General features: G+C 46.1%; 11 protein-coding genes. 6 read left to right on the top strand and 5 right to left on the bottom strand.

What is annotated here, in order from left to right; all coding sequences use genetic code 11:
• Positions 1-263: 263 nt before the first annotated feature.
• Complete coding sequence (locus WBG78_RS10890) at positions 264-1,616, bottom strand: ammonium transporter (RefSeq protein WP_337326452.1); 1,353 nt, start codon at positions 1,614-1,616, stop codon at positions 264-266.
• A gap of 433 nt (positions 1,617-2,049) precedes the next feature.
• On the opposite strand from WBG78_RS10890, the gene WBG78_RS10885 reads away from it, so the two are divergent.
• From WBG78_RS10885 to WBG78_RS10875, 3 genes are all read left to right on the top strand, one after another.
• The gene (locus WBG78_RS10885) at positions 2,050-3,648 is read left to right on the top strand and encodes an amidohydrolase family protein (protein ID WP_337326451.1); all 1,599 of its coding nucleotides are present in this window, start codon (positions 2,050-2,052) and stop codon (positions 3,646-3,648) included.
• 122 nt (positions 3,649-3,770) lie between these two features.
• Positions 3,771-4,124: a DUF4260 domain-containing protein gene (locus WBG78_RS10880; RefSeq protein ID WP_337326450.1), complete on the top strand. Its 354-nt coding sequence runs from the start codon at positions 3,771-3,773 to the stop codon at positions 4,122-4,124.
• Entirely contained in the window at positions 4,121-4,702 is a 582-nt protein-coding gene (locus WBG78_RS10875; RefSeq protein WP_337326449.1) for a helix-turn-helix domain-containing protein, read from the top strand. Before WBG78_RS10880 ends, WBG78_RS10875 begins: the two co-directional genes overlap by 4 nt.
• Before the next feature lie 64 nt (positions 4,703-4,766).
• On the opposite strand, the gene asnB is transcribed toward WBG78_RS10875, so the two are convergent.
• Positions 4,767-6,704: an asparagine synthase (glutamine-hydrolyzing) gene (asnB, locus tag WBG78_RS10870; protein WP_337326448.1), complete on the bottom strand. Its 1,938-nt coding sequence runs from the start codon at positions 6,702-6,704 to the stop codon at positions 4,767-4,769.
• An 82-nt stretch (positions 6,705-6,786) separates the two neighbouring features.
• On the opposite strand from asnB, the gene WBG78_RS10865 reads away from it, so the two are divergent.
• The 3 genes from WBG78_RS10865 (at position 6,787) to WBG78_RS10855 (ending at position 9,794) form a co-directional block, all read left to right on the top strand.
• Positions 6,787-7,935 carry a carboxylate-amine ligase gene (locus WBG78_RS10865; RefSeq protein WP_337326447.1) on the top strand — a complete coding sequence of 383 codons (1,149 nt, stop codon included), beginning with the start codon at positions 6,787-6,789 and terminating at the stop codon, positions 7,933-7,935.
• A gap of 105 nt (positions 7,936-8,040) precedes the next feature.
• A complete protein-coding gene (locus WBG78_RS10860) occupies positions 8,041-9,012 on the top strand; it encodes a glycosyltransferase family 2 protein (protein WP_337326446.1) in 972 nt (323 codons plus the stop codon).
• Positions 9,009-9,794: a polysaccharide deacetylase family protein gene (locus tag WBG78_RS10855; protein WP_337326445.1), complete on the top strand. Its 786-nt coding sequence runs from the start codon at positions 9,009-9,011 to the stop codon at positions 9,792-9,794. The genes WBG78_RS10860 and WBG78_RS10855 overlap by 4 nt, the downstream gene beginning before the upstream one ends.
• 75 nt (positions 9,795-9,869) lie before the next feature.
• Here the strand turns inward: WBG78_RS10855 and WBG78_RS10850 are convergent, their stop codons facing one another.
• Genes WBG78_RS10850 through WBG78_RS10840 form a run of 3 tightly spaced genes read right to left on the bottom strand, consistent with a single transcriptional unit; the run spans position 9,870 to position 13,518 of the window.
• The gene (locus WBG78_RS10850) at positions 9,870-10,910 is read right to left on the bottom strand and encodes a nucleoside hydrolase (RefSeq protein ID WP_337326444.1); all 1,041 of its coding nucleotides are present in this window, start codon (positions 10,908-10,910) and stop codon (positions 9,870-9,872) included.
• A gap of 54 nt (positions 10,911-10,964) precedes the next feature.
• Complete coding sequence (locus WBG78_RS10845; RefSeq protein WP_337326443.1) at positions 10,965-11,984, bottom strand: GRP family sugar transporter; 1,020 nt, start codon at positions 11,982-11,984, stop codon at positions 10,965-10,967.
• Between the two features lie 31 nt (positions 11,985-12,015).
• Positions 12,016-13,518 (bottom strand): ADP-ribosylglycohydrolase family protein, encoded by a 1,503-nt coding sequence (locus WBG78_RS10840; protein WP_337327151.1) that lies wholly within the window; start codon positions 13,516-13,518, stop codon positions 12,016-12,018.
• Between the last annotated feature and the right edge of the window lie 48 nt (positions 13,519-13,566).

Here is a 13,566-nt window from a genome sequence, read left to right as displayed (position 1 = left end):
TAGGGTAGTAGTGTACTCAGAACATCGTTAGGGTTGCGACATTAAGAGTTGGGCTTTTCATGATGTCGGCTTCTAACTTTCGCTTTCAACTTTTGACGAGTGCTTACAGGTTTAGGTTTAGGTAGAATCAGAGCAAATTGTCAAATAGAGGCAGAAGAAAGTGAGAAGTCAGAGAGCCGTCATCAGTTTAGGTTAGGTTTAGGTTAATGAGGTCAATTGAGTTATAGGTGGTCCCGGCGAATACCGGGACCGTTGGATTAGATTTATGCAATCTCTTCCTTCATTGTAAAGTCAAGAGGAAACAGTTTCTCGCCATGCTGGCTGTAATCTGAACCAGCCTTCTTCTCTTCAGCCGAAACTTTAAGAGGAGAGATGAGGTCGGTGATTTTAAGCAGGAGGAGTGAACCGAAGAAGCTGAATGCTACGACGATAACAAGAGCGAGAAGGTGAATTGTGATCAGGTGCGTGCTGCCATCGATGAGAAGGCCGTTACCAGTTGTATTCGCGCCGTTGATAGCTTGTGTTGCAAGGAGACCTGTCATGATCATACCCACTGCTCCACCTACACCGTGGCAAGGGAACACATCCAAAGTATCTTCCAATGAAGTTTTTGTAGACTTCCAATGTACTACTATGTTGCTGATGATGGCTGCAAAAGTACCAATGAACAAGCTACTAGGGATTGTTACGAAACCAGCTGCTGGAGTGATTGCTACAAGACCTACAACGGCACCGATACAGAAACCAATTGCTGAAGGCTTCTTGCCTTTTGCCATATCAAACAGGATCCATGCAAGACCAGCGGCGGCAGAAGCAGTGTTAGTAGTCGCAAAAGCAGAAGCTGCAAGTGCACCGGCCGAGAGCGCGCTACCGGCGTTAAAGCCGAACCATCCGAACCACAGTAAACCAGTTCCAAGAAGTACGAAGGGTACGTTAGCAGGAGTCATTGTGTGCTTCTCTTCACCTTTGCTCTTCAGGTACATTGAAGCTGCGAGCGCTGCAAAACCAGCTGACATGTGTACTACTGTTCCACCTGCAAAGTCAAGGACACCCATTTTGAACAGGAATCCGCCTGAGTGCCAAGTCCAGTGTGCAAGGGGTGCATATATAAAGAGTGAGAACAGAATTATAAAGAGTACATAAGACTTGAAGCGAATGCGTTCTGCGAAAGTGCCGGTAATAAGAGCGGGTGTGATGATCGCGAACTTAAGCTGAAAGAAAGCGAAAAGCACCAACGGAATTGTTCCGAAGAGTGGTGCGTCAAGCACTCCGGAGAACATGAAATATGTAGCAGGATTACCAATGAGACCAGCGCCTCCGAGGTCATCACCAAATGCGATACTGAAACCAACAACTATCCACAACACACTAATTACGCCCATAGCTACAAAGCTTTGGAGCATAGTCGAAATGATATTTTTGGTGTCGATCATACCACCATAGAAGTAAGCGAGACCGGGTGTCATGAGCAGCACCAGGGCTGATGCGCAAAGCATCCAGGCGACGTCGCCTGAGTTAATGCCTTCGGTCACGATAGTGGTCGGAACCGCCGGCATAAATACCGCTAATACGCTTATGGCGATTAGCAGTACTAGAAAGACAATCGAGTTTTTCATGGTTGTGTGGTTTTAGGTTTGTTTCTGGTTGTGTTTATTGATTTGGTGACACAATTTTTTAATAATAGGGTAATATTTAACCGTCTTTGTGACAAAAATTACTGAAAACGTTATAGGTAGGGTAAAATTTGAAGCTACAACGCCAATTTCTATGAACTTTTCAAAAGTCAAGCCTAGTTCCAGAAAGTCGTTGTGTGAAAGGTTGGTTTGACCTTATAATATTTTGAATTCTCTAGTTGAAGCGTATATAATTCTGTATGTGCTTCAAATTCATTGGATTGCAACTTTGAAGGCTTAGGAAACTCGACGGTCAAAAATGGCAATTCGTCGTTGCGACGCGTTTCCTCCACTTTGGTAAACGTCCAAATAAGATGTCTCCTTAAAAATGCCCAAAGTTGTGTAGTTTGAGGCCTCTCAAAAACTCAAAACCTAAATGAAGAGACTGCTACTCATTGTTATTGTATGCCTTGCCTTTTGTGAAGGCCCTTCTTCTTTCGCCCAGGAAAGAGAAAAGGTGATGGACGCCCCTGACGCCAAAGAAGGTCAGGGTCCCTATCCTCAACTCATTATTAGAGGAGTAATGCTGATCGACGGCACGGGTGCACCACCGATAGGCCCAACAGACATAGTTGTCAGGCAAAATAAGATAGTAGAGATCAAAACTGTCGGTTATCCAGGTGTAAGCATAAATCCCGAAAGGAGACCTAAACTGATTTCGGGCGGAATTGAGCTGAATTGTGAAGGTATGTACCTCATGCCTGGCTTCATCGACATGCATGGTCACATTGGAGGCTCTCAGGCACCGAATGCTGAGTATGTCTTTAAATTATGGATGGGGCATGGCATCACGACGATCCGTGATCCATCGGCAGGAAATGGACTGCAATGGGTTCTTGATCACAAACAGAGGAGTGCTGCAAATAAGATTACTGCGCCCCGAATTCTGGCCTATACAGCTTTTGGAATGGGAAGTACTGAGCCGATCAATACCCCCGAGCAAGCCGTTGCATGGGTAATTGCGAACAAGAATAAAGGAGCGGACGGAATCAAGTTCTTCGGAGCGCCACCCGAAATTATGGATGCTGCCCTGCGCAAGAACAAGGAACTGGGGTTGAGATCTGCCTGCCATCATGCCCAAATGGACGTTGCGCGCTGGAATGTCGTCAAATCGGCAAAAGCCGGCCTGACGACGATGGAGCACTGGTACGGATTGCCTGAAGCAATGTTTACGGACCGTACCATTCAGGACTTCAGGCTCGACTATAATTATCAAAATGAACAGCATCGGTTTGAAGGCGCTGGTAACCTGTGGAAGCAAACGGCGGCGCCCTATACTGAAAAATGGAACAGCGTAATGGACGAGCTGTTGGCCCTCGACTTTACCATCGATCCTACATTTAATATATATGAAGCAAGTCGCGACCTTCATCGTGCGCGTCGGGCCGAATGGCACGAGGAATACACCCTTCCGTCGCTGTGGAAATTCTATCAGCCGAGCAAGGTATCGCACGGATCTTACTGGCATTTCTGGGGTACTGAAGAGGAAGTAAACTGGCGTGAGAACTATCGTCTTTGGATGACATTTGTAAATGAGTATAAGAATCGCGGTGGCCGCGTGACTACCGGATCTGATTCCGGATTCATTTTTCAGTTGTATGGATTTGCTTACATCCGCGAGCTTGAGTTGCTTCGCGAAGCGGGCTTTCATCCATTAGAAATCATTCGCTCAGCTACGCTCTATGGAGCTCAGGCACTTGGTAAAGAAAAAGAAATTGGATCTGTTGAGGTAGGCAAACTTGCCGACTTCGTTATCGTTGAGGAGAATCCACTTCAAAATCTTCAGGTGCTTTACGGTACGGGCGCGATCAAATTAACCGACGATAATAAAGTCGTTCGTGTGGGCGGCGTAAAATACACGGTAAAGGACGGTATAATCTATGATGCGAAAAAGATGTTGGCCGATGTTAGAAGAATTGTTGCCGAAGAGAAGGCCAAGACTGGGTTTGTACTTAAACAGCCTGGAATAGAATAGGACGTTCTTTAACTTGTTATGTTGGCATCGGCAAGATGTGATATTGCTGGTGGTATCTATAAAGTTACCAGTTATTAAATCAATTTGTCTGTTGAAATTCTGACAGTGACGAATATCAGATCATGAAGTATGTATTGCGGATAGAAGAGGCCATTCAGTTTCTGGCCACAGTATATTTAAACTATCAGCTTCCTGTCCCCGGCTGGTGGTACTGGGCGTTCTTTCTGGCACCCGATCTTTCGTTTCTCGGATACACGGTTAATCCGAAAGTGGGTGCCGTCGCATACAATCTTGCACACCATAAAGGAATAGCGGTGACGTGCTGGCTTGCGGGCTTGTATCTGAATGTGATGGAACTTCAGTTTGCCGGTCTGGTGTTATATGGTCACAGCTCCTTTGACCGATTATGCGGTTACGGGCTGAAATACGCTGATGATTTTAAGCACACCCATCTGGGCTGGATTGGAAAGAAATGAATGACAAGGCAGAACCCGTACGTAAGCTCTTTATAAAGAATATGGTGTGTGATCGTTGTTCGATGGTTGTGCGCCAGGAACTGGAGAAGATTGGAATGAAACCTTTGCACGTCGCGCTGGGAGAAGTGACCCTGCGCGACGAGCCGTCAACGGACAATCTTCAGCGTATTTCGGACTCGCTTTCGTCGGTTGGCTTCAGTCTTATCGATGATAAGAAGTCGTTGACGATCGAACAGATTAAAAATGCAATCATTGATATCGTTCAACGCGGAAAACCCATTTACACTAACTTATCGGAGCATCTCGCACAACTGGTAGGACGCGATTATTCATACCTCAGTAATTTGTTTTCTGAGGTAGAGGGAACTACCATTGAACAGTTTTACATCCTTCAGAAAATAGAAAAAGCCAAAGAATTATTAGTCTATGGCGAACTTACGCTAAGTCAGATTGCATCCGACCTTGGGTACAGCAGTGTTGCACATCTTAGCAATCAATTCAAGAAAGTAACTGGTCTTACGCCGTCGCATTTCAAAAAAGTGAAAGACAACAAGCGCAAGCCGATTGATAGAATTTAGAGAGCCAATCAGAACGGCTGAATATCCAATAGGCACCTCTGGAGTTTCTCGTTAATATATTGTACTAACCCAGTTCCGATACTGCAGCAGTTCCTGCTCCCATGTATTTCTTCCACCACCATTGAAACACTACGAGTCCCCAAATACGGGCGTGAACATCGCCTGGGCTAGGCGAAAACAGTTGCTGTTTAAGTCGGTTGATTTCACTGTAGTCGAAAATGCCCTGGTTCACAACAAAGTCTTCGGAGAGCAAATCATCCATGATTAATGATTTCATTTCTGTTCTGAGCCATTTTAATAACGGCACTTCAAACCCTTTCTTGGGTCGGTTGTATAATTGAGGTGGAAGCAAATCGCGAAAGCCGTCCTGTAAGAGACGCTTCCTGATGTTCGAATTTATCTTGTACTGGTCGGGTAAGCTGAATAAAAAATTAACCACTTCGAAGTCGAGAAACGGTACACGCACCTCCAGGCCGTTGGCCATGCTCATCAAATCGACTTTGGTAAGCATGTCGTTTCCAAGTACCAGGTTCATGTCGGTTAGGAAAATGTCGTTCATGGTCTCGCCTTCATCGGGCAGGTGTCTGAGAATGTTCTTCATTCTGGGCACAAACTCTTTGAGCCACATGTTCATTCTGAGATCCGGATGAAGCATCTTTAATGCGTCGTCTTTGCTGGCAAAGCTTGCCCATTTCCAGTATCTGTCACGGGAGTTCATCTTGGCGCCTTCTGCAAAGCGGGAAAACTGCCTCATCTTATTGGCAAATGCACTGTTTCGCGATTGAGGCATTTTGTTCCATAGCCCTTCAAGTGACACGACAAGTTGCTCTTTCCATCCGCGATGGATCATCCTGTAGAATGCAGCATGTTTGTTGTATCCTCCAAGCATTTCGTCTGCACCATCTCCTGATAGGGCTACGGTTGCATGTTTGCGCGTCTCCTTGCTTAGAATGTATACCGCTATTGCAGAAGAATCCGCGAATGGCTCATCGATGTAATCAAGTATGTTGTGGACGTGACCATATAAATCGGCATTTGTGAGAGAGAAAACGGTATGTTTAGTCTTAATGTGTTCAGCTACGAGGCGAGCGTAGCTGGTTTCATCAAAGAACTTTTCGTCGCGATATCCAATCGAGAAAGTATGAAGGTCAGGTTTGTGTTTTGCAGCAAGAGCTGAGATTACAGATGAATCTACACCCCCGCTAAGAAATGATCCCAGTGGAACATCTGATACTAAACGTTTATGGACTGCATCGTTCAATAGCTTCCGGAATTTCTGAATAGCGTCGGGATACGAGAGATTCGAAGCGGCAGACTTCTCCCTGTCATATGGTATTCCATACCAACTCTTAACCTCCAGAGATCTGCGTCCCACCTTTATACAATGTCCGGGCGCCAGTTTTTTCACGTCAAGAAATATAGTATCCGGCGAAGGGATGTAGTTGAGCTGGAGGTAAAGGTAAAGTGAGTTATAATCAAGCTTCTTCTCCAATCCATACTGAAGTATCGACTTCATCTCTGATGCAAAGATGAACTTGTCTTCATCGTATACATAAAGCAATGGCTTTATTCCAAAGCGGTCCCGGGCCAGGAAAAGGGTATCATCTTGTTTGTCGAAAATGCAGAACGCAAAAAAGCCATTTAAGCGGCTAAGACAAGCATCGCCGTACCGAATGTAAAGCTTCAGTAAAACTTCGGTGTCAGATTCGGTGGAGAATGAAACTCCTTCGGCTCTCAGCTCCTGACGAAGTTGTTTGTAATTAAAGATCTCACCATTGAAGACGATGCTGTAGCGTCGGGTTTCATCCCACATCGGTTGATTGGAAACGGCTCGGGTATCGATGATACTTAGTCGGCGATGGCCGAGGCAGACAGAATCATCAAGATAGATATCCTGAAAGTCAGGGCCACGCTTCTGTAACGCCATCGTCGCATTAGTGACGTGGATCTTGTTAAACTTTCCGACCAGGTTGAATGCAAATATTCCGGTGATTCCGCACATGTACGCATTTCGGTTGAAAGCGGTGAAGTTAAATACTTTGGCACACCATTTTATATACAAAATCTGCTTAATGCACATATTGATGAAGAAATCACAGAACGAGCCGTTAGAATTTAAAACAACTGGTGATCAATTGTCGCTCGGTGTGGAGGTGGAGCTACAGGTGCTCGATGAGCGGGAACTAAGATTAACGCCAAAGGCCCAGACATTATTGGATGCCTGCGAGAATAAAAAATTTGACAAGGAGTTTTTTCAGAGCACTCTGGAGATCAAGACCGACATCTGTAAAGATGCTCATGACGTTGAAAAAGATCTCACTGGATCCATTGATCAGCTGAACATGCTGGCAGCCGCCAATGGCCTTGCAATAGGTGCGTCGGGAACACATCCTCTGTCCGACTATAGGGATCATCTGATCACACCTTCCGATCGGTATGCGCAGCTTATTGATAGGAACCAATGGATCGTTCGCCGCATGGCTGTATATGGAATGCATATCCATATAGGCATGCGCTCGGGTGACGATTGCATAAAACACAGTTTCTTCTTTTTCCACCTCTTGCCTCATCTTCTTGGCTTATCCGCGAGTTCACCATTCTGGCAAGGAAAAGATACCGGACTCTGTGCTTGTCGCCCTACAACTTATGAAGCGCTGCCTACTGCGGGCATGCCTTATCTGGTTAAGAACTGGAGAGAGTTTCAAAAGTTGTATCAGTTTCTTTTAAGGTCGAAGTCAATCCAGGGAATGAAGGACTTGTGGTGGGATATACGGCCTAGTCCGCAGTACGGGACGCTTGAACTTCGCTTTTGTGACCAACCGGCCACGCGCGATGAGATGACGGCGATCGTTGCGTTCGTTCACCTGCTTGCATTTTGGTTCCGCGATCATGAGGAGGAATGGAATTCAAAGCACGCCTCGGTTAAAAAATGGATTATCAGAGAGAACAAATGGAGAACGCTACGTTATGGACTGGATGCCGAAATCGTGGTCACTTCAACTGGTCGAACACGGTCGCTTCGAAAAGACGTTCTTGATTGGCTCGACAGGTTGTCCCCTTACATTGCAGCATTGAACTATGGTCGTTTCGCCGACATTCTGCGGGATATCTGTTTCAAAGGAAATAGCGCCCAGCGTCAGCGCAAGATTTTTGAAAAGACCAACGATGTCGGTCAGGTCATAGCGCACAACGTGCTAGAGTACCGGAATGGGCATCCCGACTGGCTTTCGTAACATTAACGCAATGGCCACGCGTTGTTCATTCTTTTATTTCAATTACCTACCTTTGAGTCGGCATCCCGTTACAGGTAGATTTAATGCCCAAAGACATCTCAATGCATGGCAGGTAACTCCAGAAAAATCTCGTTTGTTATACCGGTATTCAATGAGGCTGCCAACATTGGCGTTCTGATGAATGAACTCAATGAAGCGCTTAAGGATGTTCGTTATCCACTGGAGTTCATCTTTGTCGACGATGGAAGCCGCGATCAGTCTCTTGAAATTATCAAGGCACTCGCAGATGCAGATCCAAGAATATTTTTCGTTGAATTGTCGCGGAACTTTGGTCATCAGTATGCTCTTAAGGCGGGCCTGGACCTGTGCAGCGGCGACTGCGTTATTACGATGGACTGTGATCTGCAGCATCCACCGGAGGTCGCCAAACGACTTATTGCAAAGTGGGAAGAGGGATACGACGTTGTGTACACACGTCGGCAGGACGATAAAAATCTACCCTGGATAAAGCGCAAGACATCTGCACTTTTCTATGACCTGCTGAACACCATTTCAGACATCGAACTAGAACGCGGAACCGCCGACTTTAGACTCATGAACAGAAATGTGCTTGACGCTTTCGCACATTTGAATGAAACTGATCTGTTTATCCGAGGTCTGGTGAAATGGGCTGGGTTCAAGCAGACGGCTATCGACTACGAGCCTAGCCCCCGATATGCGGGCCGTTCCAAGTATAACCTGAAAAGAATGGTTTCATTTGGGCTGAAGGGCATAACTTCATTCAGCGTTCGTCCCCTTCAAATGATTGCTTCACTTGGCATGCTTTTGTTCTTCATTTCGATGGTACTCGCGCCCTACGCAATCATCAGTTATCTCATGGGGAAAGCTGTTTCCGGCTGGACATCGCTTATGATTTCGGTGATCTTTTTTGGAAGTCTTCAGTTGTTAATGACCGGCGTTGTCGGTCTTTACATCAGCAAACTCGTCATTCAATCAAAGCATCGTCCGTTGTATTTCATTCGCGATACGAACTATGTAGGCCTGCGCGAGGTCAACCCTCAGACGATTCAGCGATGAGTAAGGTTTTACTCTCGTTCGACATCGAGGAATTCGACATGCCCTTTGAGTACGGAAAGCATCTGCCTCTTAAAGAGCAGTTGTCTATTTCGCAGGAGGGGTGCAAGATTATCCTTGATCTTTTGGAGAAGCATGAGGCTTCCGCAACCTTTTTCAGTACGGTTGTTTTTGCGCAGAACTCAGTTGAAATCATCAGTAGAATTCAGAGAGAGCATCATGAGCTGGCATCGCATGGATATTATCATTCATCGTTCACAAATTCACATCTGCTCGAATCCAGAGAAGAGCTTGGAAGGTTGTCCGGTATGGAAGTGACAGGATTCAGAATGCCGAGAATGATGCCTGTTGATGATGCAGCAATTGAAAATGCAGGTTATCGGTACAATTCTTCCATCAATCCCATTTGGTTGCCTGGACGATACGATAATAGAAACAAGCCACGCACACTATTCGCCTTAGGAAAAGTTAGTCAATTGCCCGCTTCTGCAACGCCTTCGCTACGAGTTCCACTGTTCTGGCTTTCCTTTCACAACTTTCCTTTAAAGGCCTATTTACGTGCCTGCGCTACCACTATGAAAAGCGATGGATATCTGAACCTGTACTTTCATCCCTGGGAATTTACCGATTTGAATAAGCCGGGTTTAGGAATGCCATGGTACGTAAGAAGAAACTCTGGTGAGTTCATGCGTGACCGGTTTGATCGTATGCTTTCGTGGATGACCAGGCAGCAATATACTTTCTCCACTATATCGGAATTCCTCGGCTCAAGACAACAGAGATAGCTCATCCAGATTGTGCCAATTGCTAATAAAATATGACTGACTGTTGTAATAACCGTATCAGCCGCAGTAGATAAACTAATGCGGTTGCTGGTAGTGCAGAGAATTGAAAAAATCTCCAATAATCGCGTCACGGTTGAAGTTCTCCCAGACCTTTATCATACGTGTGTTACCAGGTCGCTCAACCCACTTGCCGTTTACAAGCCTTGGAGCTGGTATTGTAATGTTCTGTGCCCACGACGGATTCTTGACAACTGAGACTGCAGCCATATCAAAAAGCGCCCGTGAGTCAGATCCCTGATCGTAAGGGATGTGTTCGAATAAGTTTGCAAGATAGTCTCCCAGGTTTGTAAATGTTCCGCCATGACGACCGGTGATCGGTCCTACGTTCTTAGGACCAAGACCCGGAAGCATTTTCAATGCCTCAGACTTTGAAAGAGTAACAGCGGCAGTACCTGTCTTTTTGCCCCACCGCACTGTAACAATTTCCATTTCTATTTTAGAATCGAGTACGTAGTTGACAGGCGTTGTGTCGCTATCCAGATTATACTCGCCCGGGTCAGGATAATGAGTGCCGAGCCAGACTAATTTGATCTTCTCGGCAACACCTGGATCTTTCTTCAATGCCAATGCAATATTTGATAGCTTTCCAACCGCAATGAGTACAAGCTTGCCATTTGTGTTTTCATTTGCTGACCTGATAATAAAATCGACGGCGTCGTGACCGTCGAAGTCAGGTGAGGCTATCGTTGGTTCGATCGCAGCGAACGATTTGTCGGCCCCCTTCAAAAGCGGGATGGAATCAATGGCACAGAGTTTCATGATACGCTCTGCTTCGGCGTACTGAGCATCAATGTTTCCTCCTCCCATTGTTGTGTTGACGGTAATGCCCTTGATATCAAACGTATCCTGGTTATAGAATAGGTAAGCCATCGCGTGTTGATCATCGAGCTCGTTGTTGGCGTCGGTATCCAGAATAACAGGCATCCTGCTATGAGCGATCGGCGCTGCGGGCGTCTCCGATTTATTCCCTGGGGTCTTGCAAGCGGAAACGATGACTGTTAAGGCTGTTGCTATTGCGAGCAACTGATAGTTTCTGTTGATTTTCGGGTTCTTCATCTCTCACTTGGTTTCAGATTGCTTTATAGTATTTCGCGACACCTTTGTTATAGTTTATGCTGGCGTCATCTTCGAGTATATCAAGAGCCCAAGGCCCACCAGGAAAAAGGCAAACATCAGGTACAGCAGAGTATTTGTTCCGCGAGGTGCTGTCCTGAACTCCTTCCAGATGAAGACACCCCAGATAGCGGCAACCAGCACTGCGCCCTGGCCAAGTCCATAAGATACGGCTGGTCCTGCGCTCTCAGAAGCGATGATGCTAAATGCCATTCCGATACACCAGATAATTCCTCCAAGTACGCCTGTAATATGACTTTTGAAATCTCCAGCGAAGTAATCGCTGTAATGTACGGCACTGCCTTGAACGGGCATTCGCATAAGAACAGTGTTGAAAAGAAAGTTGCTCACGAAAATGCCTACTGAAAATAAGACGATGGCTGTATAAGGTGTGAGTCTGCCATTCTCCGGCTGTGCAAAGTCTACCACCATGCTGTTCACAACAAATCCATAAAATTGAGCCATAAGAATCCCTGCTACGATGGAAAGCATCAGCCCGCGAGATGATACTGATGATGGGTTTCCTGTACTGGCATTTGTCAGCCTGCGATAAGCAACTGCATTTACGATGATACCAACTGCGATCAACGCTACTCCTGTAAATATCAACGTTGCATTCCCGGTAGGAATTTTAAGATAGTTGTCGAGTACACCCCAGATGAGGGCAATACCAATGCCTACCGGAAATGCCACAGACATTCCTGCTATCGAGATCGCGGCAATGAGCAGTATGTTGGCCAGGTTAAATACAACGCCACCAATAAACGCAGACCGCAGGTTTCCTGCTTCAGCTTGTGCAAGATCTTCCAGAAAGCTCCGCCCCGTGGAACCCATGCTCCCCAGTGTGAAGGCAAAAAACAATGACATCAATAAAATGCCGATTACATAGTCCCAGTAGAACAATTCAAAGCGCCACGACTTTTCTGCAAGCTTCTGCGTATTGGCCCATGATCCCCAGCAGATCATTGTGACGAAACAGAACAGTACGGCAACAGGATAACTTTGAATGGTAAACATGTATGTAAGTTTTGTATGTCTCTATCAAATGCTATTTAACGGCGCCGGTTGAAGCCTTCGTGTCAGAGTACACAATGTACGTGTTAAGCTTCACGGGCTGACTACTATCCGGATTCAATAGTTTAAGCGTTACGCGATGCTTTTGCTTTGGAAGTTGATACTTCCAGCAGAGTTCGTATCGTCGTGTTGTATAGCTCGCCGGCAGTTCAACCGTCTCAGATAATTTATCATCTATGTATACTTCCATTTTTCCTACGTAAGTGGATTTTGAATCCCACCTGGCAGACTCACCAAGCACTACGAAACCATTGCCATCAAAGTCGAAGGAGTAATCAGAGGTGAGGGTTTTTCCAATATTCTTTTTAGCGATAGGATGATGTCCCTCAAACGACTGTTCCAGTCGGACTGCCTTTGGAGCCTGTGTGCGTATAGTCACTGCGTTTCCATCGGTCTTGCCTCCATTCTTTGCGATAACTGCCAACGCATGCTTATAGCCGGTTTCGTATACGTCGTTTAATGACATCGTTGTGTACTTGAAGTCAATAGGTTCAGCTTCTTTCAATCCTTGTTTCCAGTAAGCAGGAATTTTGTCATATCCCAAAACAGCGCCGAGCACGCCGCCAGCACTTGATGGATTGCAGTCAGAGTCCTGGCCGGCACGGGTACTTATTTCCAGCGTTCGTGTGAAATCGCCGTTGCCGTAAAGCAAACCCAACACAACATACGCCGCATTCACGGTGGCGTCGATGTTAAAGGGTACAAAAACTCCGTCCGGGCAGCCAAAGTCTTCTGTCCATTTCTTTTCGATCTCGAACCACGTTTGTTTCCAGTCGTTAGGGTATTGGGCATGCCAGCGAATTACGTCACTGATTACCTGGTGGAATCTGCTTTGTTCTGGTATGGTCTTAAGTGCTTCTTTCACTATGAAAGGAATGTCGTTCGATGTAAAGGCCAGCGTGTACATAGCGCCTACATAAATGCCGCCATACCATCCGTCGCCGTAGTTCATGATGTGCCCAATCTTGTCGCTGATATCGGATGCTGTATTTGGCATGCCAGGTGACATGAGTCCTGCAAAGTCCGATTCAATCTGATAGTCGATGCAGTCGGCGTGAGGGTTATTTAGCCAATGCCCGGATTTGGGTGCGCCAATGCCATGAAGTATGTTATAGCGTCCAGCCTGATTTGCATGCCATAGCATGTAGCCGGCATTAGCATAAGCCTTTGCGAATTCTTCGACAGGAGCATCGAGGCCGTGCTTTTCGAAAACATCAACAAAAGTGAGATCCATGTAAACATCGTCGTACAGTCCTGCATTGTTTTCCATAGTATGTTTCAGATATCCATCGTACCATTCGATGGGTACGTAGTCCTGTATCATCGTACCGCAGAACCTGAATTCCGTAGGACCTCCGAAGGTTACTCCAATTGTTTGACCTGCCCATCCGCCCTTGATCTTGTCCTTCAATGCATCTTTGGTGATGGTTAAGGTGCCTTGCTGGCCAAAGGATAAGATTGACGTAGAGAATAGCATAACAGCAACAGTGATCGCGCTAACTGTGCGTGTAAGTCTGCCGTTAAG

The sequence above is a fragment of the Chryseolinea sp. T2 genome (genome assembly GCF_037203685.1).
In the GTDB taxonomy this organism is placed as follows: domain Bacteria; phylum Bacteroidota; class Bacteroidia; order Cytophagales; family Cyclobacteriaceae; genus Chryseolinea.
This window is presented reverse-complemented; position numbering and strand designations above follow the sequence as displayed.

Excerpts from the sequence above, each read along its gene's own strand:
- WBG78_RS10880 (WP_337326450.1), top strand. The coding sequence starts at position 3,771 with ATGAAGTATGTATTGCGGATAGAAGAGGCCATTCAGTTTCTGGCCACA.
- WBG78_RS10860 (WP_337326446.1), top strand. The coding sequence starts at position 8,041 with ATGGCAGGTAACTCCAGAAAAATCTCGTTTGTTATACCGGTATTCAAT.
- WBG78_RS10840 (WP_337327151.1), bottom strand. The coding sequence starts at position 13,518 with ATGCTATTCTCTACGTCAATCTTATCCTTTGGCCAGCAAGGCACCTTA.
- asnB (WP_337326448.1), bottom strand. The coding sequence starts at position 6,704 with ATGTGCGGAATCACCGGAATATTTGCATTCAACCTGGTCGGAAAGTTT.
- WBG78_RS10885 (WP_337326451.1), top strand. The coding sequence starts at position 2,050 with ATGAAGAGACTGCTACTCATTGTTATTGTATGCCTTGCCTTTTGTGAA.
- WBG78_RS10875 (WP_337326449.1), top strand. The coding sequence starts at position 4,121 with ATGAATGACAAGGCAGAACCCGTACGTAAGCTCTTTATAAAGAATATG.
- WBG78_RS10865 (WP_337326447.1), top strand. The coding sequence starts at position 6,787 with ATGAAGAAATCACAGAACGAGCCGTTAGAATTTAAAACAACTGGTGAT.
- WBG78_RS10850 (WP_337326444.1), bottom strand. The coding sequence starts at position 10,910 with ATGAAGAACCCGAAAATCAACAGAAACTATCAGTTGCTCGCAATAGCA.
- WBG78_RS10890 (WP_337326452.1), bottom strand. The coding sequence starts at position 1,616 with ATGAAAAACTCGATTGTCTTTCTAGTACTGCTAATCGCCATAAGCGTA.
- WBG78_RS10845 (WP_337326443.1), bottom strand. The coding sequence starts at position 11,984 with ATGTTTACCATTCAAAGTTATCCTGTTGCCGTACTGTTCTGTTTCGTC.
- WBG78_RS10855 (WP_337326445.1), top strand. The coding sequence starts at position 9,009 with ATGAGTAAGGTTTTACTCTCGTTCGACATCGAGGAATTCGACATGCCC.